This is a genomic window from Pantoea stewartii (genome assembly GCF_011044475.1).
Lineage (GTDB): Bacteria > Pseudomonadota > Gammaproteobacteria > Enterobacterales > Enterobacteriaceae > Pantoea > Pantoea stewartii.
Window position 1 is genome coordinate 2,237,354 of sequence record NZ_CP049115.1, and the last position, 23,354, is coordinate 2,260,707.

At 50.8% G+C, this 23,354-nt stretch carries 21 protein-coding genes; 7 read left to right on the top strand and 14 right to left on the bottom strand.

What is annotated here, in order from left to right:
* Positions 1 to 82 precede the first annotated feature (82 nt).
* From G5574_RS10605 to G5574_RS10625, 5 genes are all read right to left on the bottom strand, one after another.
* Positions 83 to 493: a hypothetical protein gene (locus tag G5574_RS10605; RefSeq protein WP_033739934.1), complete on the bottom strand. Its 411-nt coding sequence runs from the start codon at positions 491 to 493 to the stop codon at positions 83 to 85.
* A 338-nt stretch (positions 494 to 831) separates the two neighbouring features.
* A complete protein-coding gene (locus G5574_RS10610; protein ID WP_244964685.1) occupies positions 832 to 2,913 on the bottom strand; it encodes a replication endonuclease in 2,082 nt (693 codons plus the stop codon).
* Positions 2,910 to 3,137 carry a TraR/DksA C4-type zinc finger protein gene (locus G5574_RS10615; protein ID WP_006118222.1) on the bottom strand — a complete coding sequence of 76 codons (228 nt, stop codon included), beginning with the start codon at positions 3,135 to 3,137 and terminating at the stop codon, positions 2,910 to 2,912. The genes G5574_RS10610 and G5574_RS10615 overlap by 4 nt, the downstream gene beginning before the upstream one ends.
* Positions 3,137 to 3,355 (bottom strand): DUF2732 family protein, encoded by a 219-nt coding sequence (locus tag G5574_RS10620; protein ID WP_006118223.1) that lies wholly within the window; start codon positions 3,353 to 3,355, stop codon positions 3,137 to 3,139. Before G5574_RS10620 ends, G5574_RS10615 begins: the two co-directional genes overlap by 1 nt.
* 66 nt (positions 3,356 to 3,421) lie before the next feature.
* Positions 3,422 to 3,790 carry a hypothetical protein gene (locus tag G5574_RS10625; protein WP_033739936.1) on the bottom strand — a complete coding sequence of 123 codons (369 nt, stop codon included), beginning with the start codon at positions 3,788 to 3,790 and terminating at the stop codon, positions 3,422 to 3,424.
* A gap of 426 nt (positions 3,791 to 4,216) precedes the next feature.
* Here G5574_RS10625 and G5574_RS10630 point away from each other — a divergent pair, with 426 nt between their 5' ends.
* A complete protein-coding gene (locus G5574_RS10630) occupies positions 4,217 to 4,801 on the top strand; it encodes a phage repressor protein CI (RefSeq protein ID WP_006118225.1) in 585 nt (194 codons plus the stop codon).
* A 90-nt stretch (positions 4,802 to 4,891) separates the two neighbouring features.
* Here G5574_RS10630 and G5574_RS10635 read toward each other — a convergent pair whose 3' ends face one another.
* Entirely contained in the window at positions 4,892 to 6,436 is a 1,545-nt protein-coding gene (locus G5574_RS10635; RefSeq protein ID WP_006118226.1) for a methyl-accepting chemotaxis protein, read from the bottom strand.
* Between the two features lie 911 nt (positions 6,437 to 7,347).
* Between G5574_RS10635 and G5574_RS10640 the strand changes: the two genes are divergently transcribed.
* The 3 genes from G5574_RS10640 (at position 7,348) to G5574_RS10650 (ending at position 10,136) form a co-directional block, all read left to right on the top strand.
* Positions 7,348 to 9,276 (top strand): methyl-accepting chemotaxis protein, encoded by a 1,929-nt coding sequence (locus tag G5574_RS10640; RefSeq protein ID WP_058708651.1) that lies wholly within the window; start codon positions 7,348 to 7,350, stop codon positions 9,274 to 9,276.
* A gap of 279 nt (positions 9,277 to 9,555) precedes the next feature.
* The gene (locus G5574_RS10645) at positions 9,556 to 9,813 is read left to right on the top strand and encodes a hypothetical protein (protein WP_033739939.1); all 258 of its coding nucleotides are present in this window, start codon (positions 9,556 to 9,558) and stop codon (positions 9,811 to 9,813) included.
* Between the two features lie 125 nt (positions 9,814 to 9,938).
* On the top strand, positions 9,939 to 10,136 hold the full coding sequence (locus tag G5574_RS10650; protein ID WP_033739941.1) for a hypothetical protein: 198 nt from the start codon (positions 9,939 to 9,941) through the stop codon (positions 10,134 to 10,136).
* 105 nt (positions 10,137 to 10,241) lie between these two features.
* Here G5574_RS10650 and G5574_RS10655 read toward each other — a convergent pair whose 3' ends face one another.
* The 4 genes from G5574_RS10655 to G5574_RS10670 all read right to left on the bottom strand — a co-directional run bounded on the left by G5574_RS10655 (position 10,242) and on the right by G5574_RS10670 (position 11,872).
* Positions 10,242 to 10,514, bottom strand: a complete 273-nt coding sequence (locus G5574_RS10655) for a biofilm development regulator YmgB/AriR family protein (RefSeq protein WP_054633066.1) — start codon at positions 10,512 to 10,514, stop codon at positions 10,242 to 10,244.
* A gap of 131 nt (positions 10,515 to 10,645) precedes the next feature.
* Complete coding sequence (locus G5574_RS10660) at positions 10,646 to 10,915, bottom strand: hypothetical protein (protein ID WP_033739952.1); 270 nt, start codon at positions 10,913 to 10,915, stop codon at positions 10,646 to 10,648.
* A gap of 134 nt (positions 10,916 to 11,049) precedes the next feature.
* Positions 11,050 to 11,289: a regulatory protein YcgZ gene (gene ycgZ / locus G5574_RS10665; protein ID WP_033739954.1), complete on the bottom strand. Its 240-nt coding sequence runs from the start codon at positions 11,287 to 11,289 to the stop codon at positions 11,050 to 11,052.
* A 277-nt stretch (positions 11,290 to 11,566) separates the two neighbouring features.
* Positions 11,567 to 11,872 carry a hypothetical protein gene (locus G5574_RS10670; RefSeq protein ID WP_164482598.1) on the bottom strand — a complete coding sequence of 102 codons (306 nt, stop codon included), beginning with the start codon at positions 11,870 to 11,872 and terminating at the stop codon, positions 11,567 to 11,569.
* Between the two features lie 743 nt (positions 11,873 to 12,615).
* On the opposite strand from G5574_RS10670, the gene G5574_RS10675 reads away from it, so the two are divergent.
* The gene (locus G5574_RS10675; RefSeq protein ID WP_033739960.1) at positions 12,616 to 12,858 is read left to right on the top strand and encodes a biofilm development regulator YmgB/AriR family protein; all 243 of its coding nucleotides are present in this window, start codon (positions 12,616 to 12,618) and stop codon (positions 12,856 to 12,858) included.
* A 607-nt stretch (positions 12,859 to 13,465) separates the two neighbouring features.
* Here G5574_RS10675 and G5574_RS10680 read toward each other — a convergent pair.
* From G5574_RS10680 to G5574_RS10690, 3 genes are all read right to left on the bottom strand, one after another.
* On the bottom strand, positions 13,466 to 15,565 hold the full coding sequence (locus G5574_RS10680; protein WP_164483225.1) for a sensor domain-containing phosphodiesterase: 2,100 nt from the start codon (positions 15,563 to 15,565) through the stop codon (positions 13,466 to 13,468).
* A 331-nt stretch (positions 15,566 to 15,896) separates the two neighbouring features.
* Complete coding sequence (locus G5574_RS10685) at positions 15,897 to 16,136, bottom strand: hypothetical protein (RefSeq protein ID WP_033739962.1); 240 nt, start codon at positions 16,134 to 16,136, stop codon at positions 15,897 to 15,899.
* 393 nt (positions 16,137 to 16,529) lie between these two features.
* Complete coding sequence (locus tag G5574_RS10690; protein ID WP_483406939.1) at positions 16,530 to 18,047, bottom strand: methyl-accepting chemotaxis protein; 1,518 nt, start codon at positions 18,045 to 18,047, stop codon at positions 16,530 to 16,532.
* Positions 18,048 to 18,341: 294 nt separating this feature from the next.
* On the opposite strand from G5574_RS10690, the gene G5574_RS10695 reads away from it, so the two are divergent.
* Entirely contained in the window at positions 18,342 to 20,123 is a 1,782-nt protein-coding gene (locus tag G5574_RS10695) for a GGDEF and EAL domain-containing protein (RefSeq protein ID WP_164482599.1), read from the top strand.
* Positions 20,124 to 20,150: 27 nt separating this feature from the next.
* On the opposite strand, the gene G5574_RS10700 is transcribed toward G5574_RS10695, so the two are convergent.
* A complete protein-coding gene (locus G5574_RS10700) occupies positions 20,151 to 21,728 on the bottom strand; it encodes a sensor domain-containing diguanylate cyclase (protein WP_164483226.1) in 1,578 nt (525 codons plus the stop codon).
* A 522-nt stretch (positions 21,729 to 22,250) separates the two neighbouring features.
* Here G5574_RS10700 and ddlA point away from each other — a divergent pair.
* Positions 22,251 to 23,348 (top strand): D-alanine--D-alanine ligase, encoded by a 1,098-nt coding sequence (gene ddlA, locus G5574_RS10705; protein WP_164482600.1) that lies wholly within the window; start codon positions 22,251 to 22,253, stop codon positions 23,346 to 23,348.
* The last annotated feature ends 6 nt before the right edge of the window (positions 23,349 to 23,354 follow it).

The following is a 23,354-nucleotide window of genomic DNA, read 5'->3' on the forward strand; positions in this document are numbered from 1 at the left end:
TAATCTTGCATATTTAATCAAAAGACCGGCTCACCTTTCAGGCTTTATTAAGTCATCAGATGGAGTCGGCCTGATGGAAGAGCTACTGAATTTTATTTATTACAAGCGTAGCTTGCCCCGTGTTATTGTAACAACCATCGTCAGAAACCCAGGCAATTATTGTTGAAGTTACATCAACGTAAACGCGAACCGGTGTCGATGTAATGCTTTGCCCCCACCGATTAGTTGAATATCCTAAGCCCCCCTGAAGCAGAACAGTATCAATAGCGCAGCCACCGCCCAGATCATTACTGGAACAGCTCATATTGTTATTCGTGATTGAGACATCATAAGTCCCTTTTTGCATCTGAAACTGTGCCGGTTTACCAGCAGCAGCGGTTCCCGGAGGCGATGTGATGCAGTTTTGTAGTGCATTGATATTAATGCTTGTTGCTGCCTGACTTGACAGCGCTATAAAAGCAGTAAAAGCGACCAACGTTTTCTTTGCGTTCATAATTCTTACTCCTGAAAACAATGTAATTGAGAAAATCCAGTACCGGTTGAATACATTCCATTTGGATAAACATGACTTGAAAAGACGAAAAATTGACCAGCAGTACTCTTGAAGATACGGAAATTCATCCGCGTTCTAGTGTCACGATGCTGTCCCACTAAAAAAAACGTTAAGTCCCCATATACATTTCGATAATTTAAAGAGATACCTTATTGCCCATCCAGTTTCATGTCACGTGGACTCAACAGCAATCGTATACCGTTTACTCAGCAATACCTAAACAGCACGTCACGCTAAGATAAATGTAAATTTTTATCTCTTGGCTCGGCTGCAAGGATTTAAAAGCAGTCAGTCCTTTTCGATATTCGTGAGAGTTCTACTTTATTTTCATACAGCAACAATGTCGGTCTGGCTTTTTCAAAGCCCGTTAAGTCCTCGGACAGGAATAGCCTGTAAAACGAAGAGTATTCATCATTATCTAAACCTTTTTGCTGAAATTTTTGGCATTCGATAGTGTAAATCCCGCTGCCGTGGCAATTATTAAAAGGCATTGCTGGCATATGCGTACAGTTATTAACAGAACTCCAAGACCGCAACGCCGGCTGCGGTTTTTGGCCGCCCTCTTCTTCAGCGCGTTTAGGCACAACTTTCCATGTTTTCAGCCGGGTCAACACGGGCACGCCGGGCCCTGTCGCCGTGGCATAAACACCTTTAATCGACTGCGTTTCCTCGCCAAAGGCATTACAATTTTCATCGGGCTGATACCAGACACGCACGGTAAGTGCGTCACGTTTAACGAAGGGGCCGCCCTGGGCATCGGTGTACGCAGCCCATTGACCGGCATCAGCCGCAGCATGTACGGCAGCAAACGCCTCGTCCGCACCATGAGCGCTTTGCAGATCAGCCAGGCGGCGCAGTTCGCGATAAACCGTGACGGGAGCACCGCCAATAAACTGAAACTGGCGGATGCGCCAACGGGCCGCCCAGGCCGAGACGGCCATCGCCGTTTCCTTCAGCGGCTTTCCGCTTTCATGATCCCGCTCGCCCTCGAGCGCATAGCCATCAATGTTTTTTGCTACGTATTTAGCGATATAGCCTGTCGCGCTGCCTTTTGCTGGATCAATGGCTTCCGCATGAAAACGCGCTTTGCGTGCGCGGGCGCTGTTCAGCTCATCGCTGTCCTGCTGGCAGGCATAATCACGCAGGATCTCACTTACCCGACTGACGTCCTCAGGGCGCATAAACATCAGCATGTGCCAGTGCGGTGTACCATCGTGATGAGGCTCAGCAACGCGCAGACCAAAAATACTGATGTTATTTCGATGCAGTTTGGCACGGACTCGCTGCCAGAGCGTGCAAAGATAGCGCTGCGTGTCCGCCGGGCTGGCCCCGTTCCATTTCGCATTGCGGTGGCCCGTTTGCAAGGTGGCGTGATAGCGAGAGGGGGCGGTTAAAGTATAAAACTCCGCCCGGAAGCCCATATTTTGACAAAGGGTTTCAAAGCCACGAATGCGTGTCATGAGTTCCGCACGACGAATGGCTGGATTGGCCACACTGCCGTCATATTTTTCGATCAGGCTGATGCGGTTCCCCTCCTCATCTTCCAGATCCATACTCTGCAGGAAGTCACGAGTGCATCGACGCTGTTCCCGCCATTCCGCAACCGCCATCGGGCTGGCATAAGGTGACCGCTTTTTGCTGACGTTGGCTAAGGCAATATGCAGATGTTCTCGCCAGAAGGCGCTGAGACGACGCAACTGTCCTTTCCACCATTTCTCTGCCTGCATACGCAGGATGGCGGCGGTAACATCGTCGGGACAGAAGAAGCGAGTACTGACCGTTTCCCAGAGCGGTGGCGTTTGTCCCAGTTCACGGGTGATGATAGCTGCGGTTGTGTAAAGGTGATGGACATAACGGTAATCCGTCCTGTCACTGATGCTGGCATGCAACTGCACCAGTTCTGCATGAATAAAGCTGGCAATATCGCCCGCGAGTAAATCAACATCAGCACGGGACATATCCGGCAGGCGGTTAAACCGCTTCATCAGTTCCCACAATGTGCCGGCCGCTCTGGCTGCACCTTGCGGGCACGACAGCGTTCGGGATAGTTGCGCCACGATGCCGGGACGCATGGCATGCAACTGGTAGCGCTGGTTGACTGACTCAACACGCGGTAATGTACGCTCAACAAAGGTTTTTGCTAAGTACGCATTAGCCCGGGCTGTGCCCTGTTGCTTTTCAAGTAACGCCATGCGACGCCGGACGTCCAGTTGCACCATCCTGGCCTGGGCATTAAGGGTTTTCTGCCCATGCAGCCACGCCGCAATCAGGCGATCGCGGTGTTGCTGCTGGTCATAAGTGGGATACGGGCTGGCAATCGCCAGCCGGGGGGCATTCCACGGGTAAGCAAAAGTCATCATCGCGCCTGTCCGTGGTGAAGACGTGTGCGTAACTCGCAGACTTCCTGACAGGACAGGCAGCGGGTGACACCCTGAACGGCGCGACGGCGCGCTTCGGGAATCGGTGCATCACACTCTTCACAAAACGAAGCGCTGATTGCCACGGGCCGTTGCGTGACCTGGGCAATATTGTGCGCCAGGATTTCTTCGCTGCGCTGCTGCGCGACATCAATGGTATCGGCCATCAGCGCAGCGCTCCTGATTCGTTTTCATAACGTTCAGCTTCGTTGCGCAGCAGTTCCGCAGCCTCAATGCCGTTTAATGTCTGACGCGTAATATGCGCCGCCATAACATTCAGCCGTCTGGCGACCGCCAGTGCGCAGGCTTTTCTTTCGTTATCAAGCAGCTTGTTGAGGGTAAAGGTTGTGGCGTCATTCAGTGAATGGGTTTCGCTGTTCATCATTTCTCTCCAGATTTTGGGCAAAGTCATGCCCGACGGGTTTACGTCATTGCGTTACGATTAGGTGGTTTATTCAGGCAAAAAGCAGTCCGCCGTTGAGAACTGTCGCGGCAATATCTTTCCCCAGCGCGCCAGCTTGTTCATCGCCATGATGATGCGTTCACGACGTAACTGATCGAAACACTCGAAAGGTTTGCCAATATCTTCCTGCCTGAAACTGCCGGGCCAGTCACGATTGACCAGCGTTAAAACACAGAATTTGAAATCGTCATTTTGGTGATTGAAGTACCGCAGCGCAGGGTTACGGTTGCTGTCGCGCAGCAAACGCCAGCGCTGACGAAATTCATCAAAGGTCATCTTTTCGCTGCTGCCGTTGTCAAAACGCGCTTCAGCATGCGAAGCGGATAGCGGGCTTTTTATCTGGACGGTGCGACTCATTGTTTTCCTCCGATAAAGTTTGCATCGGGTTTGACTGACCAGTCGCCACCGTCACTGACATCATGGTGTCTGTACCTGATGACGGATTCGCGCCTGTCTCATCGCTGGCTTTTGTTAAGCATTAAGCGAAACGGTAATAAAACTGGCCTCAGTGTCAGCACGACAACGCGTTAAACCACTTTCACTCACATCTTGCGTGCAATCGCGGCGCTTACCGACACAATCGCCCTTGTTGCCTTATCTCACCGGTGCTGACCGTTACACGCAGACAGGTGAGCGACGCGATAAGGTTCCGGCATGACGATTGTAAAAATGGGCCTCATCAGGCAAAATCTTTCGTTATCTGATAAAGCCGCCTGCTGCTGCATCAATCAAAGGCTAACTAAAACCGGAGGATACTTAGACTAAATCTAAGTGTCAATGAAAATGAGCGTTTATACTAATTTCAAATTTCCGAACTCGAGCGCTGAAGCTCTGGATCGCGTTGTCGATGCCTATGGCTTTACCATGAAAATGCAGCTTGCAGATCACCTTGGAATTGCCGCAAGCAGCCTGTCTGCACGCTATAAACGTGATGTTTTTCCGTCAGATATCGTTTTGCAGTGCGTTATGGAAACGGGGGCGGACTTGCAATGGTTGATTACGGGTAAAGGAAGTAAGTTCTCAGAAAGCAAACCTGACACACCGACACTGATTAGAAAAAAACTAATCAGCGGAAAAATCGAGGATGCGGGTTATGTGATGCTGGATAAAGCCTTATATGCGCCCCTGAAGCAGGAACCGCGCAACGCTTTTTTACTGTTGGCCGAAACCACGCAATACATCATCGATACTGACTTCGAAGATATGCATGACGGCGTCTGGTTGGTCGAAATCGAAGGCACAGCCAGCGTCAGAACGCTGACGCGTATTCCGGTCAGGAAAGTCCACGTCAGCGGGATTGGCGTGGCCTTTGATTGTGGGATTGATGACATCAAACTGATTGGCCGGGTTGTTCTGACCATTCAGTGACAGGCCTGATCGCGGGGATGTCCTGTCGTGAGGCTGGGGAAGCCAGACTCTGTGATATAAAAAAGGGGCGTTACCGCCCCTGCTAAGCGATCAAACCTGAAATGCTTCAACCATGCCGCGTAAGGCGTGCGCCTGCTCTGACAGGGAGTGCGAGGCGGATGAGGATTCTTCAACCAGCGCCGCGTTATTCTGGGTGACCCCATCCATCTGACTGACGGCAACGCTGACCTGCGAGATCCCCTGCATCTGCTCTGACGAAGCCATTGATATTTCATCCATCGCGCCCGCCAGTGCATTGACCATGCCCACGACCTTCAGAATACTTTCTCCGGTCCCGGCGGCGACATGAACGCCGCTATCCACCTGTTCCACCGCATGTTCAATCAGTTCCTTGATCTCTTTTGCGGCAGTGGCGCTACGCTGTGCCAGGATTCTGACCTCGCCAGCGACGACGGCAAAACCGCGCCCACCCTCGCCCGCCCGCGCTGCCTCAACCGCCGCATTTAACGCCAGGATATTGGTCTGAAACGCAATACTTTCAATCACGCCTGTGATGTCGCGTACTTTTGTCGCGCTCAGGGCGATGTCATTCATGGTATGAGACATCCGCTGCACTTCGGACTCGCCGCTGCGCGCCAGGGTTGCAGCCTCGCGGGCAACGGTAGCCGTGTGTTGTGCACTGGCCGTATTGCTCTTCACCGTGGCGGTGAGCTGTTCCATACTGGCCGCCGTTTCCTGTAGGGCGGCAGCCTGCTGTTCAGTACGTGATGACAGCTCAGTATTGCCCTGAGCGATTTCATCGGATGCCGAGGCGACCGATCCGGCGGTCTCTTTGATTTGGCTAACCAGACGACGCAAACTGGTCTGCATATTCGCCAGAGAGGCGAGCAGACTGGTTGAATCGTTGGCACGCAAGGTGACCGGTGCGGTTAAATTGCCGCCCGCAATCGCCGCAGATAATGCCTGCGCCTGAGCAGGTTCACCACCGAGCTGACGCATCAGCACGCGTATAATCATATACCCCGCTGCGACGGAAACGACCACCGACAGAGAGGCAAGAATCAACAGAATCAGCGTGGCCCGGCGCACATTTTGACTGGTGATTTCAACGGACTTTTCACTGTCTTCCATTTGCAGCCTGGTCATCTCTTTCAGCGACTCAAGTAATTGCCCTTGCAATGGCCGAACCGTTTTTATCAGATAAGACGTCGCGTCCTGCTGCTTGTTTTGTAAGCCAAGCTGGCCGGCATGTTCCAGCGCCGCCAGCACCGGGCCCTCGCTACTTACTATCTTATCAAAGGCCTCTCTGGCCTTTGGCGTTGAATCTCTGGCAACCATTGCAGCCAGACGCTCACGGTTCTCTATATAGCTCGCTTTTTGCGTGACAATACGTTGCCACTCTCGCTGCATTTGGTCGGGATCCGTAATCAGGGCAAGGTTACGCACAATGACGGCCATGTCACGTAACCCACCGTACATGTCCATCCCCACACGGTATTTCTTCATTTTGACATTTACGGCTTCATCCATGCCGTTACGGGCATTATTCATACCGGTATAGGCCACTGAGGTGCAGATAATAAACAGCGTAATTAAAAGGCCGAAACTCATCGTCAGACGCGTTGAAATTTTCATTATGGACTCCCTGCTTATGGTGAAAAACAGGTATCGGTTAAAAAAGTAAAATCCACAGTAAAAATTAAGAGCTCCGTAATAAAAAAAATAATAAGCAATTGATAATTATGGTTTTTTAATAAAAACAAAAATAATTTGACGAATATTAAATCTTAAACTAAACGAGAAGAATTTCATTTAGAAAAAGAGAATAAAACATTGTATTGGTTACTTTCTGGCGATAAGAAAAAAATATTCAATCGTGGTTAACAGGGAACACTCACCGTTTGCCGCTGCGGCGTCAGAGCGTGCACCACTTCTTCACTGTAAACAGTGCTTAAGCGCAGGAAAACACGCAGGCGATGACGCACGCAGCGACACAAAACGCGTCACAGGGATTGCAACACAACCCTCAGCTTCGGAAGCGTCTTGCGGGAGTAAGCGGAATGTATGTTTAACCGGTCCTGAGCACGTGGCGATACTCATCGTAAGTCATATGACTTTAATTATCTGACCAGAATATTACCCGGTAAAAGCCCCTGGAAGACTTTATTGTTGGCTAAAAAAATAAGGACCGCCATTATCGTCACCCCTCAGGATAACTTTAATTTTTTTTCATTCTTTGGGATCGAGGCTGCTTTTTTATAACAAGCATCCCATATATACCTATTTATGATTAGATGAAAATTAAAAAAGAAAAATAATTTGGCTTAGCCACACTGAAAAGAAAATTTAGTGAATCTTTAACATGATAAACAGAAGAATGCACTCTATACTGTCTTTCACTGTGAAAAATGGGCCTCGCCCTGCCGTTAAATCAAACAGATCGTTGATAATAAGCGAAAAATTTCCATTCTATTACAGTAAAAACATAACATAATTATATTTTGATGATTTTATCAAAAGACACCACTCCACCTGGACCGCAAGTAATGAAAAACATTCTCGACAAACTCGGCCTGCCGACAAAATTTCTTATCCTCGGTATTTTTGCTCTGGTTTTATTTATATTACCTACCTATCTATTTATTCAGACGGGTAATGAAGCGATTAACGTAAAAACACAAGAGTTACAGGGCGTACCGATCGAAAAAGATATCCTGACATTACTTAACCTGATACAGCGCCATCGTGCGGAAAGTGCCATCGCTATTTCCCAAAATAAGCTGGATAACGCGCCACGCGTAGCGCTGGCTTCTCAGATCGATGCAATGTATGAAAAAATAGCCTCTGAATTGCGTCAATATGATGCCAGCGCACAACCCACTCAGCGTTTTTTAAATGTTCAGACCGCATGGTCACAGCTACAACAGGACGTGTTAACGGGGAAGTTAACGCTGTCGAGCAGCCTGACGCATCATGCCCAACTCATTCAAAACCTGCTGGACACGAATCAAGACATTCTTGATTTGTATAGTCTCTCTTTAGATGCCGACCTGAATACTTATCAACTTATCATGAGTATTTATGGCCGCCTGCCAGAGCTGACCGAAACGCTCGGGCGCATCCGGGCAAGTGGTACGTCCATCATTGCGGCGGGGGATAAAGCTGACGAATCCTATCGTGGCGCCATGGAATATCAACTTGAAGGCGGCCGAAATGCACTGGAGAAATTCAGTAATGTACTGAATAAAGCCTTTACCGTGGAGCCAGGACTGAAAACTGACTTTGCCGCGCAGGCGCAGGACGCCTATCAACGTTCGGCCAGCGTGCTTAAGATGGCGGAGAACGTCTTTATCACGAAAACCGTGCAGATTACGCCTCTGGACTACGTAAAAGCCTTTACCCAGGCGATTAACGCCTATAACGATCTTGGCACCAAACTCAGCCAGCAACTGGCAATCACGCTCAACGATCAAATCGATCAACGTCGTCATTCGCAGTATATCCTGCTGGCCGCATTACTGGTGTTAGCACTCATTGCAGTCTTTGTGGCGTTTATGATTAGTCGTTCGGTCACGCGCCCTGTAAAAGAGGCGGTGGCAGTGGCCAGTAAAGTTGCAGCGGGTGATCTAACCACCGTAATAACGGTCTCGGGCAATAATGAGATCGCCGAACTGCTGAATGCCCTGGCGCAGATGCAGCTACGTCTTTCGCTGTTAGTGACCAGTATTAAAAATAACGCGTCAACCATTGCCAACTCGTCGGAAGAAATTGCGATGGGTAATAACGACCTCTCATCGCGTACGGAGGAACAGGCCGCCTCGCTGGCTGAAACCGCCGCCAGTATGGAGCAACTGTCGTCCATTATTAAACAGAATGCCGATAACACACGTTACGCCTCCGATATGGCCGTATCGGCGACTAATGCGGCCTTAATGAGTGGTGATGCGATGAACGCTGTCATGGCGACAATGCAGAAGATTCGTGGCAGCTCAAGCCAGATTGAGGAAATCACCGCCGTCATTGACAGCATCGCCTTTCAGACCAATATACTGGCGCTTAACGCCGCCGTTGAAGCGGCTCGCGCCGGCGAACTGGGTAAAGGATTTGCCGTAGTAGCGGCCGAAGTGCGCGCACTGGCGCAGCGCTCAGCCGGTGCCGCGAAAGAGATTAAAGGTCTCATAGAGCAATCCGTCGTTCAGTCGAATGAAGGCTTAACGCTGGCGCAGGATGCGGGCAGCAAAGTTAAGCAGAGCGTAGAGGCCATAGAGCAAACCTCTCAGCTGATTCGCGATATCTCATCATCGTCTGAAGAGCAGAGCAGCGGCGTAAGCCAGATTAATATTGCCGTTAACCAGATGGATCAGGTGACACAGCAAAATGCAGTACTGGTTGAGCAGTCGGCGTCATCCGCAGATGAACTGGCAAAACGGGCCAGTGATTTGCGCGACATGGTTTCAGTGTTTCGTACAGCCTGACCGCCTGCTCAGTTAACCGGCGATGCAGCAGCATGACCGCCAGAGCCCGGCACTGCCCGGGCTGTTTCTTTGGCAAAGATGAAAAATACGTCAATGTGCAATTGAATGATTGCTCAAAGAAACTTATTCTGTTGCCCGCAAAAAAAAGCCAGTAAAGGTTTTCGGTGCCATTGCAGTGCCGCCTGCACATCCGTGCAGTCTCATTTTGATGCTGAGCAAACCCCCACTGGAAAAACCTGTGCTAATCTTTCGGTCTCAGAACCGCCTTCCGGGGAGTATATGAATAACGTTTTTGACGAAAAAATGACGGACATCATCATCGGAGAGATGGTGACGCAGCTACTGAATGAGGATGCGGCAATTTCCTGGCGCCTTCTCCTTGAGCGGCTGCAACAGCTTCTGGATACCGAAAGTGATGAGGTACGCATTCGCGCAGCATTGCGGGCCATTGAAGAAATCCGTGCGGAGATGATTTCTCGTCCGGCTGAATCGCAAACGACAGAACTCGGTGATCTCAGTATCCATCACCTTCATTAAGTCGCTGCCAGGCAGCGGCTTACCCCATTTTCTGAAAAACGCTTTGCACGAGTAAGCGCCTTGAAAGGTATTCACATAACCGACGCGCTGATTAATAAAGGCACGTTTTCGCTGACGGAGGTCGAATGAGTGATGACACCGCCATGCAAGACATCTATACCATTATTGGTACGATAGTTGCGCGTTTGCTTAAACCCGATGGCGAGCTCCATCTTCAGGATATTGTCAGTTCACTGCATAATTACAGTGAACAGAGCACAGAGCAGCTTGAAAAGAAAGCGTGTCAGGAAGCGATACGCCTGCTTTCCCGACAGTTTCATTAAGATGATGAAGCACCGGACTAGCGGTGGCGCCGATACCGCTTTATCAGTACAGGGCGATGCGCTTTTATTCCATGACAGATTCAGCGAGACCGCGCAGGCTGTATCTTACGCATCGTCCCTGGAGGATGTTCGCCCCACAACAATTTCCAGGCAATGGCGTAACACGGCCAACTCGGTGCTATCTTCCGTGCATTCCAGTTCGGCAATCAGACGTATGATGATGGCCTTACTGGTCACCTTTTGCCCCTGAATGACGATGTCACGAATCACCGCATCCAGCACTGCATTTTCAGCCTGAAGTGTGTCACCCGCACGGCGAAAGAGATGCAGTATTTCTGCTTCTGTCGTGTTTTGCTCAATGTCGATAGTATTCGGCATGATGATCTTCTTAATCTGTATCTGTGAAGGTAAGTGACGTCATACTGACTGTTCAGTGCTGCAATCCTGCGTGCATACCAGCAACCGCTGCGTTTTTACCCTGCATGCATCGCCCTGAAGGCCGCCCAGACTTAGTGCTTACGACTGTTGTCCGGAATGCTCTGACCAAATGCCAGTACGGTGGCATCAATCGGGTCACGTGCGGAGGCAAACTCGTTGCGAACTTCCGTGAGCGCCATTTCAATAGCCTCGTGCCGCTCGTCGTGAGTTTCATCCCGGAGCATGATCTTAAGTCTGTTTGCCAGTGTCGCACCACTGATGGTGTCATTGCTGTCAAGCAACGCGGTAATCGCCTCGCCCATGACAATTTCAATAAGTTTCTCTTGTTTATCTTTTTGCATACCCGCATTCCTGATGACATTGTGCCCCTGTAACCGGGCAAACCAGCCTCAAATGCTCAGGCCTCTGGTGACCTGCTTATTTGACCAATCAGATTACTGCTGCGGGACGTGAATGCACGTGTGCGTCGCAGCGTTCAGCGGTCAAAAAGCATACTGATCAGTTTCTGATAATGTTGCTCTTCAAGCGGACTGGCCGACTGACTCAGTCGACGAATCAGCGCGCTACAAATGGCCTTACGGTTAAGGCTTTTGCCTGCATGAAGGATCTCCACGATGACCTGACCCAGCGTCGCTTTTTCGGAAGGGAGCGTGTCGTTGCCAAAGTAACGGGCAATATCGTGAACCGTATTGGACGTATTTTCGTTCTGACGCATCATGAATCTCCCAAATGAGAAATAGTATAAACGTTAGTCAACGCAATGTTCACTAAACTTATACAACATCTGGAAAATTGTACAGGAATTCTCTTAACTGGCTGGCAGGGTTATTGTGCATAAAGTGCTATATCATACTTAACAGTCACTTGCGTAAATATCAGAAAGCTAACCGTCTTACAGCGTTGTGATTACACCACAGGGCAGAGGCGAGGCGGTAAAGCAGAGGCAGAGAGGTCATTGATTACCTTTTCTTGACTAACTTGCCAACGTTTGGCTATGCACGGTCGTCATCCCCTTCCGGATTAAGACGAATAACATTTTCATCTGTTTTTCCTTCCTGACTGGCTGTCATTAACCAGCGCAGGCCGGAATCCCTCCTGACGGGTGAAGGTCTGAACTGCTTTAGCCAGCGTCGCGCCGAGAAAATGTCGGCTAATCTGTTATCACAGGTTTCTGACTCGGCCATCATATTGAGCTCCGCAATGAGTGTATCAATACTAATTTCTTTCTCATTAAGGGCAAGATTGACCACCGCTTCGCCAAGAATGACATGACTTTTCTCATCGTCGTGAAATAACACTTTACGCTCCTCAATCTGGCAATTAATCACTATTGTTTTTCACATTCTAGTAATAATTAAACAGATGACAAAAGCCTTTTTCTGCCGAAAGAATAGTAGCCTGAAGTGATAAAAATGATACTTTTGAAATGCCTGTTTTAACTTAATGAATTGCAATAATTTTATTAAATTCCTGGCCTGAATGCTGTCTGATAAAGACTATTCTGAATATATCTACAGTAAGCCTGACAACACCTGCAGGCCTTGCCAGGCCTGGCCCGGCGTTATGCGTGTATTTTCAAAGGCACGTAAAGACAGATATCCGTCAACGTCGAGATATTATCGTTCAGCATTTTGTAAGAGCAGTATTAATATTTTTTGTTGTGGCGCTGATGGTTATACTTCCTGGCGACTGTTTACGCCCCATGAATAAAACCCTGCTAATGATAATGTTATTCTCTTCGGTAATGCTTCGCACTAAAACGTTATTATTAACGTGCGCCATGCCTGTGCCTGTTCATTTAGCGGCGTTTATGCTCTTATCACAGACTGAAATATTCACGCACAATGGGAAGCCTGTCGCCGCTGTCAGCCAGCGCTGAAGCGCCAGTGCCCGCCTTACATATCGCCGCTTTACCCTGCCAGATCTAAGCCAGACGGCTGGCAACCTTTCTTTCGCCAGTAATCGGTAATACTGCTGTACAGCGGCCCCCAGGATCGGTTAACTTGCGCACAAATATTCCTACTCAGCTTCAAGGAACACTATGCGCCAGGACGGTTTGCCGCCCTCAGGAAAAACCAGCAATCTGGCCCATTATTTCAGCCAGATTGATCACCCACATCAACTTGAAACACTTGGCAGGATCGCAGTCGAAATTCTTCGGGAAAATAAGCCTGTGAGTCGACGCATCATCTGTCTGAAGCTGATTGGTTGTCTTGAAACGGCAACGAATGAGGACGATGCGTCACATTATCGTGAACTTCTGACGCTGCTCTTCAGGCAATAAACGTTACACGCGCCTGCTTACCTGCCTCTCGACTCACCATTACCACGCTGACGTTAATGCCCTTCCTTCTCTTACTCTGTCCTCTGTCGTTATGCACAGAAAACGGGCTTCCGTCAGCGCTGGCCTGCAGGCAGATTTACGGCCTTCCCTGACGCGTTGAACGTGCAACAGAGAGGCAAGGCGCTGTTTAAAGTGCAAAAAAATGCCCGAACCTCGTTAAAGGGCCGGGCCGGAGTTCTCAGGGAAATCCTAAATGACTTCCAAACAGCGTTATTACACTAGTTCACGCTTTGGATTGTCGCCACCCGGGATCAAATAAATTTTCTCTATACCTGAAATGCCTCTCTCTTTTTTTGCGGATAAATGCCCTCAGACCGCTTAAAACCTGCGTCGCGTCACGTTTTCACAAACGTGTCATCGGTTCGCTCAATCTTCCTGGCACAGGGCCGATAATCTTAGTGTGAGTTGATTATCACAATGATTGTCCTGACAAACGTTGCTCATTTCGGCACCCTCGCGGTGCCGTTTTTTCTGCCTCATCGGTCAGGACAGCGTCATCTTCGTTAACGCTCAGAACCCTGAGCGTTAACGCCGGAAGAACAGCAAATCAGGGTTGGGGGCAATTGAGCGGCGTAACATAAAGCTTTTCGAAGCGAGGCGCGCTGACGGGTGCCCCCATCTGTTTGCCCTGTAAAATGTCACATGCCGCAGCACAAATGAATTCATGCTGTGCATGGTTCTCAATGCCTTCAGCCGCGACCGTGATGCCCATATTTTTGCCTAACGAAGCAATCGCGTTAAACAGCAGTCGGGCTTTGTTGCTCTGCTCAAGTTGGCCCGTCAGCGATTTATCTATCTTGAGACCGGCAACACAGCGATGCTGCAACAGGCTGAGCGAGGCCAGGCTGCGACCAAAATGGTCGATGATAAATAACGCCCCTGTATTTTTAACCGCATCCAGAACCTGTAATTTTGTCTCATCGGCGTCGGTAAGCAGCGGTTCATCGATTTCCAGTTCGATAAAGCCTGCATCTTCTCCGGCACAGTGACGGATAACATCGGCCAGGCCCGTTTCCAGCAACTGACGTGGGAACAGATTAATACTGACACGCAAGGCCGCGTGTTGACGCCGCCACTGCTTAATTTGACTGACAGCGGACTGAATGATCCACTCCCCAAGTTTGACTGACAGCGGACTTTTAATCAGCATATCAATAAACTCAGCGGGAAAAAGGATGCCACGCGCGGGATGCATCCAGCGCACCAGTGCTTCGCAGCCGATCAATGTCCCATCGGCCCCATTAAAACGCGGCTGGTAATGCAGAACGAACTGATGCTGACGTACCGCAGCTTCCAGTTCACGCTCAAAACGGCGTCGTCCCTGTTCCGCCTCACGAAATTCAGGCTGAAAGAGAACAGACTGGCCTTTCCCGCGCGCTTTGGCGCGGTACAGCGCTAAATCGGCGGCTGACATGACCGATGACGTGTCGGTGCCATTTAAGGGAAAACAGGCCACACCGGTGCTGGCTCCCACCGTCAGCACCGATCCCATGTAATCAAATGGCATCTGGATGGCCGCAGTGAGTATGTGCGCTATCCCCATGGCCTCATCGCAACCATTGGGTAGCAGGACAATAAACTCATCGCCGCCAAGTCGGGCTGCCGCAATCGCATGGGTACAAACCGCGCGAATCTGCTCAGCCACATGGCACAGCAAGGCATCGCCTGCGGCATGGCCTAGTGTATCGTTCACCTCTTTAAAACTGTCTAAATCCGTCATCAGCAAGGTATAAGGTACGCCGGATTCCGTCAGCTTACTGAGTTGGGTCATAAACGCACTGCGGCTGGCAAGACGCGTCAGCATATCCAGTGACGCCAGCTCACACAGTCGCGCCTCGCTTTCATAACGCAGCGTAACATCACGGATAATCATGCCAACATAGCGTTCCTCCCCTTCGCGCCAGCCCGAGAAAGAAACTTCTGCCGGAAACTCTTCACCGTTGCAGCGTTTCCCCCAAATCTGCAGAGTACGAGGGACTGCGATCGCGTCATCGTCATGCTCAAGCCGATCAAGTTCGTTGCGGTAGTCGGTCTGGCAGCGTTCCGGGATCAGTCCGGCGACATATTTTCCCATCATTTCGCTGGCGTCATAGCCAAACATGTTGGTCGCGGCAGGGTTCCAGAATGTAATCCCGCGATTCAGATCGGTACAAATAATGGCATCAGGCGAGGTGACCGATATGGCTTCAAGCCGCTGCTGACTGGCATGGCGCAGCACCTCCATACGATGAACCTCCATGCGGTCCATCACCAGCGCAGCCAGATCGGTCAGGTTCTGACGATCCGTTGGGCTCATTGCAGGGCGGGGATGATTGTCGGTCAGACATAATGTCCCAATTCTGTGCCCGTCGGGCGTAATCAGCGGGACGCCAGCATAGAATCGAATATAGGGATAACCCAGCACCAGCGGGCTGTTACAGAAGCGGGGATCGTTGAGCGCGTCAGGCACACAAAGAATCGAGTCACTCTCAAGCGTATGATGGCAGAACGCCACGCTCCGCGAGGTTTCAGTAATCTGCAGACCATAGCGAGACTTGAAAAACTGGCGTTTTTCATCAATCAGCGACACAAACGCCACCGGCACGCTAAACAGTCGCGCGGCCAGAATCGTCAGGCGATCGAACGCTTCATTCGGCGGCGTGTCCATCAGGTGATACTGGGCCAGCGCACGCAAGCGCGCTTCTTCAGCGCCGTTTTCGGTTGAGTGCTTCAGAGTATGTCCTCCTGAGGTCGTATACTGTGGCCGGGCATCTCACAGTAAAAAGAGGACGCCTGCAATCAGACAGAACCAGGTAAACGTTATCTGCCAACCTGAAACCGCAACAAAGGCCCGCCTGTACAGCAAAAATCCCAATCTCAGTCATCTGCTCTGATCACGGGATCGCCTTTAACTTCGACCCCGTTTTTACTGTTATCGTCCTCTCAGAGATGAACTTCATAGTCTGAGGCTGCTTATCTGTGTAAAACGGTAAAAATCGCTATTTTTTGGACTGTGGCACCAGTTCATAATAGGGATGCTTGCCTGCTAACAGCAGCAGCAATTCATACTCGCCCTGACTCAGTAACGCGACTTTCGCCGTAGCTTCTTTTGTCTGCCAGGCGCGTAAGCTGAGATCAAAGCGTTCGGCTGCGCCCTCCTGTGACAGACCTGCCGCAATACGCAACTCCCGGACGTTATTCTGGACGGGCACGGGCCGTCGGACGATTGAATTTCCCAAACCAGGCTCCCTGTTGTTGACTTAGGGTAACAGTGCCTTAGCGCAGCCCGTATCGGTTCTCTCACACGGTCATCAGCCACCGCCGCAGCACACATTTCATAAGAATACTTAATCTTAACAGGGGAAATGTCAATCGAGGGAAGGCCGTTCTGGCAGGAATTTTATGGGCCCGAATCTATGCTTTGATCAACTTATATCACTTTCCCTTAAGCGAAACGGCATGACTTTTAAAAAAACCAATAATTTGAGTTTATTTCGTAACGTAAGATGTAAGGAAATATAAATTTAAAACAGGGCGTTCAACAATAAATTCCCCCGCCATAAGGCGGGGGCATGAAAACCACAGTGGTTATTTTCAATTGAAAAACAGACCACCGGCTGGCTTATATATCTTTATTTGCCAAACGCAATCCAGGCCGCATCATCTTTTGTCGCCACAGAGACCGAAGGACGAAGAGGTTGCGTGGCCTTATGGCTGGCTGAACGGACAACAGACGAGGTTGTCACGGGCAGTGTAAAACGTGTAATGACGCTGGTCAGTGTCTCAGTCTGGCTGCTCATGCTTTCCGCAGAGGCTGAGATAGTCTGCACCAGACTGCTGTTTTGCTGCGTAACCCGGTCAATTTCCGCTACGGCGAGTGTGACCTGAGAAATACCTTTACTCTGTTCTTCGGAAGCCAGAGCAATCTGACCAATCAGGTCGTTCACGCTGCCGACGTTACGTAACACCTCTTCCATCGTGCTGCCCGCCGTGTTGGCCGCATCACGTCCTTGACTGATACCGGCGACCGTATCCGCAATTAATCCTTCAATCTCTTTCGCCGCTTCGGCACTGCGTTGCGCCAGAGAGCGTACTTCGCTGGCCACTACAGCAAAACCGCGCCCCTGCTCTCCGGCGCGCGCCGCCTCGACGGCGGCATTGAGCGCCAGAATATTGGTCTGGAACGCAATACCATTAATGGTAGCCGTAAACTGACGTATTTTTTCTGCGCCCACAGACAGGCCTTCCATCGCGCCAACCACCGTTTTCACCAGTTGTTCGCCCTGCTGAGTGGTTTGCGCAGTGATGCCTGACAGCGCGCGCGCTTCACGGCTGTTTTCTGCGTTATAGCGCACGGTCGCGGTTAACTGCTCCATGCTGGCCGCCGTTTCTTCCAGCGCGGCTGCCTGAGTCGCCGTCCTGTTCGACAGATCGGCATTGCCTTTAGCGATATCGCTGGCCTCATCCCGTAACACGGATGCATTGTCGCGAATCGCCAGAACGGTCTTCAGCAAACTTTGTTGCATTTCTTTAAGTAACGGCACCATTTGCCCGACACAATTCCGACCAAGATCTTCGGGTTCCTGGGTCAGATCGCCGTCAGCAATGATGCGGAAGTGATTACGCAGTTTTGCTACGGGGCGAACAAGATGGACAACCAGATAGCGGTCACAAAAGAAAAGCAGCCCCGTGACCGCAGCCAACGTAATCAAAAAGAGTTCTACCAGTCTCTGATGCTCTACGCTCAGCGGCGCGTTATTGCTGGAAATCTGCTGCGTCAGAGCACGGAGTCTTTCCTGCGCAGCCGCAGGATAATCCTGTGGCGCGCTGGTCAGCGCGGCACGGTAGCGCTGCCACTCATCACCCGCAGGCACGTCTGCCGCCAGCGCAGCACGATTCGCTGTCGCATTCTCCTGCATCTGCAAACTGGCACGATTAAGGAAAATAAGCTGCTCTGTCAGGCTGTTACTGCGCGTAACTTCCCGATTAATGTCTTTGAGAATCACCGAACCATAGGCACCCGCAAGCGCAATGACGATCACGGCGATAATGAGTATCCATAAGACGACACGTCTTATCGTAAAATTTTTTAGAATATTCATAGTATTTCCCCGGTATGGCTGTGTAAAAACGTCAATAAAAATATTCATGCCTAATAGTTGCGGGCAAAACAATAGCGCGCTACTCTTTATAAAAATAATTGTGGCAGTGTTAATGAAAAAATAAAACGTAAAAATTGATTAAATGTGTGCATCGTTCATAACTAAGAAATTTATTAAAGAAAATAAAAAGAGACATAAACCCAGAACACGCCTATTATTTAGTGAAAATAAAATTATTTCCTGTTTTTCCTTTCGCGCCCTTTGGCCAGCGTTGCGGTGCTTCTATCCGACACTTTTTCTTTTTAATTTCGCGCCGTTATCAGTACGGAGCGGAGGACACACATGCTTATGAGTCTCGACGGCGATCCTGAACGCCGCATCCGTGCCCTTGAGGCACTTCGTCATCCTGATGAAAGTCGGGATGACATACTGAGAAAATTTGTCAGACTGGCCAGTCAGGCACTGAACATTCCCGGCAGTTTTATTTCTATCATTGATGATGAGTTTCAGTATGTGCGTGCCTCACACAATTTTAAGCTGGAACGTTCATCCCGGGAGGATTCACTTTGTCGCTATGCGGTAGATGGTGACACCGCCGTCGTCGTGCCTGATACCTATCTCGACAGCCGCTTTGCGGCCCATCCCCTGATCGTTGGGGCGCCCTTTATTCGGTTTTATGCGGGCGTCCCACTGAAAAACCGTGATGGCATAAACCTGGGTACGCTGTGCGTCACGGATGTTCAACCGCACCCCTTCAGCGCCTCACAAATTACGACGCTTCAGTTACTGTCATCATTAGTGATGTCGTTTCTGGAGGCCTGGCATTCTGCGGGCTTTGTCGACCCGGTGACCGGGCTGCCCAACCGCCAGCGCCTGATTCGTGACATGCATTATTTATCGGCAGCAGGCGACACAACCTTACGCCGCCTGGTCCTGATTGACTGTATTGATATGCCGCGCGCCTATGAACTGGCCCGGTCGATGGGCATGGGGCCCGTTGAAAGCCTGCTCAAGGATGTCGCTACCCTTTTGCCCCTTCGGCTGCGTCCTGCGGCCAGTGACATTATTTATACTGTTGCCACCGGGCGTTTTGCGGTGCTGACGCGTGCGGACAGCCGCATCAGTGCGCACTGGGTCGCCTGTCAGATGGAAGGCATCAGCGCCGACCTGGGTGAAGGCCTGTCAGTGGGGCTCAGCACCCACACCGGCGAGGTCGATTTCGTCTCCGGTATTTTCCCGCCCCATGAAACCCTGCGCCAGGCGGTCAGCGCCTTGCACGAGGCCATTGGGCGCGGTTTACCCTCTTTACGCTTTAGTGAAGCCACGGATATCAGACGTACGCAGGATTTCACGTTAATCAACGATCTGGCGCGCGCGCTGCGCGAAGATGTGGGCCTTTATCTGGTTTATCAGCCTAAAATTTGCCTGCAAAGCGGTAAACCCATCGGGCTTGAAGCCCTGATTCGATGGCATCATCCTGAACGAGGCGAACTCTCACCGGCCACTTTCATCCCGCTTGCTGAGCAGACCGAAACCCTTACTGCCCTGACATCATGGGTGATTGACAACGTTATCGCCCGCCTGAAGCGCCTGCGCAACAGCTGTATCCAGTTGCCTGTTACGATTAATGTGAGTGAGCGCGATTTCTCGCTTGACGGTTTTGCGGATAGTCTGGAAGAGAAAATGCTTAAGGCAAAACTCCCCACCTCCCTGCTGGGAATCGAGTGTCTGGAAACGGAGCGCATTGTTGAGAGCCCCTCGTCCATGCGGGGGCTTGAGATGCTGAAACTGCGCGGCTTTGGCATTTCTCTTGATGATTTTGGTACCGGCTACAGCAATATCAGTTATCTGCGCCGGATGCCGCTGGATGTGATCAAGCTGGGCCGTTCGCTAATTAGTGAGCTTTCATCCGATATGGCCTCACGCATTATTGCTCGTAATATTATTACCATGCTGAAAGAGCTGGATTATGTGGTACTGGCCGAAGGCGTGGAATGTGTCGATACCGTGGAAGCGTTAACGGAATATGGCTGCGATCAGGCCCAGGGTTTTTTCTATTCCCGTCCCCTGGCAGACAGCGAACTGGACCACTGGCTGCACTGGAAACTCCGCGAAATGTGTTAAGACGTCGTTGGGTTCACACCCACGGCGTTACCTGGCAGGATAGCGAGAAATGTTCCCCTCATGGTTCACCATGACGCAGTTACGGCCTTCGTCTTTTGCCGCGTACAACGCTTCATCTGCTCGCCTGAGCAGTGAGGCGTCGTCGCCCAAACCGTTTAAGGTAGCGACGCCGAGGGAAACCGTCATGCTGTTGATAAACGGGAACACCGTATGACTGACGGCCTCACGGATGCGTTCTGCCATTGCGGCCGCGTCGCCCATAGAGGTGCCCGGCAGCAGCAGCACAAACTCTTCGCCGCCGAACCGGCTGATTACATCCAGCGTACGGCAGCGCTTTCTTAACAAACCCGCCAGGCTCACCAGGACTTTGTCGCCAGCATCGTGTCCATAGCGATCGTTGATGATTTTAAAGTGATCGATATCGATGGCAATCGCACTCTGCACAGGCTCCTGGCGGTGCTGAGCCGCCTGTGCATAGAAACCGCGACGGTTATTTAATCCGGTCAGCGGATCGGTCATGGCTTTATCGTTCAGGTCCGCAACATGCCCTGCGACCGCACGCCGGTGATGCTGAACCGCTTCTCTTAATCTGTCAGCTTCGTTGTACCAGGTGTTAACGGATGACAGCGGATCCGGGCTGGCCTCACTTCCCCCGTCACGCACCATGCCTGCCAGTTTTTCCAGCGGATAAGAGATGCGGGACGCCAGAAAGGCCATGCAGGTTGCAGTCAGGACGATGATGATCAGAATAAACCAGAAGGCATTTCTGGCCGTATGCATCATCAGGCCATTTACCGTTTCTGAGGTACCGGACATAAAGATATTCCAGTCCGTTTTTTGCAGGCTGGCGTAACCGATAAGGTACTTTTTGCCCGCGTCCTGAATCATAAACTGGCCGCTCATCGTGGCCGCCAGGCGTTTCTGTAACGGCTGACTTAACGCCATGCGCGTCCCGACACGCGTCGGATCCTGACTGAAAATAATCGTGCCATCATCACTGACAATACTGACCGATGTGCCATCACCGTAATAATGCTGGCTCAGGATGTCACTCAACATACTCTGTTTTTTCAGGTAAATCGTTCCCCCAATAAAGCCGAGATAATGACCGTCATGCGCAAACAGGGGATGCGAGATAAAGACCACATAGTTGCCCGAGGGTGAGATAAAAGGCGAAGAAATAAACGGTTTTTGTAGCTTATTCGCCTGTTCCGTTTCAGCGGTGTCCACCTTAACACCCAGCAGAGACAGGCTTTCAGGCGAGATGGAGGCGATAATGGAATGGTTATCCAGCACGACTACCGAGTTGAAAAAACCTGACTGTTGTAACAGGCGCGTAGTTTCGCGATGTAACAGCTGAACGTTATTCAGGTCAGCGATCTGACCGGCGCTCCAGGCCAGTTCACGTTGGGCAATGGCAAGATAGTGATCGGTAGTGTCGGCCAGCTTACGGGCATAGGCAATATTGCTGTCCAGCAGCGACTCTTCAATATTACTTTTTTGAAAAAGAAACAGCGCGCCCAGCAGCAAGCCGGAAGTCACAATGACACTTCCTATCGATAACGCGGTGAGTAACGTTCGAAGATGGATTTTTCTGCGATACATAACGGGATGTGCTGAGAATAAATTATGCAGATAGTAAACGCTAATCAGCCAGACAAAGGGCAGAATAAACGTCACTTTTGTTCTCTACAGTACTGAATGAGTGGCAGTATTCATCCGCAGGCAGCAAGCGACACTTTTTACCTGTGTGCAGATTCTCACCGTGTTGAGGCGTCATCTGAGCTGGCATCAATCATAGTGGCCCCGCACACAATACCGTTATAAGAGTAGTTAATTATTTTTCCTTAAACAAAATCAGCCAGTTATTCGATGACAGATTTTTTTGAATATACGTCATTTCGTTAACCCCGTGTTGAGGAGTACGCTGAAGGAAATTCAGGCGCTACTCCTTGCGAGGTAATGAAGCGTCGCAAGCATTCTGAATCGCGTGTCTCCTCTTTTCTCTCCGACCTTGCCCGGCGAGCTGATCACGACGCACAACAGAAGGCGCTCCCGTTCATCCGGCTGTTTTTTATGACAATGCGCATGCTATGGTAGTGATTTGCGTTTATGTGGATACCTTTGATGAAAAAACAGCGGGTTGGCGTCGTCTTTGGCGGGAAATCTTCAGAACATGAAGTGTCGTTGCAGTCAGCAAAAAATATCGTTGATGCCATTGATAAGACCCGGTTTGAGGTCGTGCTATTGGGTATCGACAAACAAGGGCAATGGCACCTCAATGACGCCTCCAGCTTCCTGCTGAATGCAGAAAATCCGTCACTGATTGCCCTCAATCGCACGGCAAAACAGATTGCCCTGATTCCCGGCGAACCTGAGCAGCCACTCATTGCCCGTGACGATGCGCATTCCCTGTCACAGCTGGATGTCATTTTTCCGGTGGTTCACGGTACGCAAGGCGAAGATGGCGCGCTGCAGGGGTTACTGCGCATGGCGTCGCTGCCCTTTGTCGGGTCGGATGTGCTGGGGTCGGCGGTCAGCATGGACAAGGATTTCACCAAGCGCCTGTTACGCGATGCCGGCTTGCAGGTTGCCCCCTGGCTGAGCGTCACGTCTTCACAGCTGAACCAACTGGACACCGAAGCCGTCATCGCCCGCTTCGGCCTGCCGCTGTTTGTTAAGCCTGCCAATCAGGGCTCTTCGGTGGGCGTAAGTAAAGTGACCCATGCCGCAGCGCTCCTGCCCGCGCTGGAAATGGCGTTTACGTTCGATCGTAAGGCCCTGATTGAAAAAGCCATTAAAGGCCGGGAGATCGAATGTGCGGTGCTGGGTAACGAAGAGCCACAGGCCAGCCCATGTGGCGAAGTGGTGGTGAAAGAAGGCTTCTATTCCTACGACACAAAGTACATCAGCGAAACCGGCGCACAAACGGTGATTCCTGCCGCCATCCCACCGGACGTCGATGCGGCGATTCGCCAGGTTGCGATTAAGGCATTTACCACACTGGAATGCTTTGGCATGGCGCGTGTCGACGTGTTTTATACCGAGGAAGGCGAAATCGTGATCAACGAAGTGAATACACTACCCGGTTTCACCAATATCAGCATGTATCCCAAACTGTGGCAGGCGGCGGGCCTGAGCTATCAGGACCTGATTACCCGACTGATTGAACTGGCTATCGCACGCCATCAACAGAGCGCCCTGCTGAAAACCAGTATTCATTAATGTGCG

Coding starts and splice junctions, on each gene's coding strand:
- G5574_RS10605 (WP_033739934.1), bottom strand. CDS start 493: ATGAACGCAAAGAAAACGTTGGTCGCTTTTACTGCTTTTATAGCGCTG.
- G5574_RS10610 (WP_244964685.1), bottom strand. CDS start 2,913: ATGATGACTTTTGCTTACCCGTGGAATGCCCCCCGGCTGGCGATTGCC.
- G5574_RS10615 (WP_006118222.1), bottom strand. CDS start 3,137: ATGGCCGATACCATTGATGTCGCGCAGCAGCGCAGCGAAGAAATCCTG.
- G5574_RS10620 (WP_006118223.1), bottom strand. CDS start 3,355: ATGATGAACAGCGAAACCCATTCACTGAATGACGCCACAACCTTTACC.
- G5574_RS10625 (WP_033739936.1), bottom strand. CDS start 3,790: ATGAGTCGCACCGTCCAGATAAAAAGCCCGCTATCCGCTTCGCATGCT.
- G5574_RS10630 (WP_006118225.1), top strand. CDS start 4,217: ATGAGCGTTTATACTAATTTCAAATTTCCGAACTCGAGCGCTGAAGCT.
- G5574_RS10635 (WP_006118226.1), bottom strand. CDS start 6,436: ATGAAAATTTCAACGCGTCTGACGATGAGTTTCGGCCTTTTAATTACG.
- G5574_RS10640 (WP_058708651.1), top strand. CDS start 7,348: ATGAAAAACATTCTCGACAAACTCGGCCTGCCGACAAAATTTCTTATC.
- G5574_RS10645 (WP_033739939.1), top strand. CDS start 9,556: ATGAATAACGTTTTTGACGAAAAAATGACGGACATCATCATCGGAGAG.
- G5574_RS10650 (WP_033739941.1), top strand. CDS start 9,939: ATGAGTGATGACACCGCCATGCAAGACATCTATACCATTATTGGTACG.
- G5574_RS10655 (WP_054633066.1), bottom strand. CDS start 10,514: ATGCCGAATACTATCGACATTGAGCAAAACACGACAGAAGCAGAAATA.
- G5574_RS10660 (WP_033739952.1), bottom strand. CDS start 10,915: ATGCAAAAAGATAAACAAGAGAAACTTATTGAAATTGTCATGGGCGAG.
- ycgZ (WP_033739954.1), bottom strand. CDS start 11,289: ATGCGTCAGAACGAAAATACGTCCAATACGGTTCACGATATTGCCCGT.
- G5574_RS10675 (WP_033739960.1), top strand. CDS start 12,616: ATGCGCCAGGACGGTTTGCCGCCCTCAGGAAAAACCAGCAATCTGGCC.
- G5574_RS10680 (WP_164483225.1), bottom strand. CDS start 15,565: ATGGACACGCCGCCGAATGAAGCGTTCGATCGCCTGACGATTCTGGCC.
- G5574_RS10690 (WP_483406939.1), bottom strand. CDS start 18,047: ATGAATATTTTTATTGACGTTTTTACACAGCCATACCGGGGAAATACT.
- G5574_RS10695 (WP_164482599.1), top strand. CDS start 18,342: ATGCTTATGAGTCTCGACGGCGATCCTGAACGCCGCATCCGTGCCCTT.
- G5574_RS10700 (WP_164483226.1), bottom strand. CDS start 21,728: ATGTATCGCAGAAAAATCCATCTTCGAACGTTACTCACCGCGTTATCG.
- ddlA (WP_164482600.1), top strand. CDS start 22,251: ATGAAAAAACAGCGGGTTGGCGTCGTCTTTGGCGGGAAATCTTCAGAA.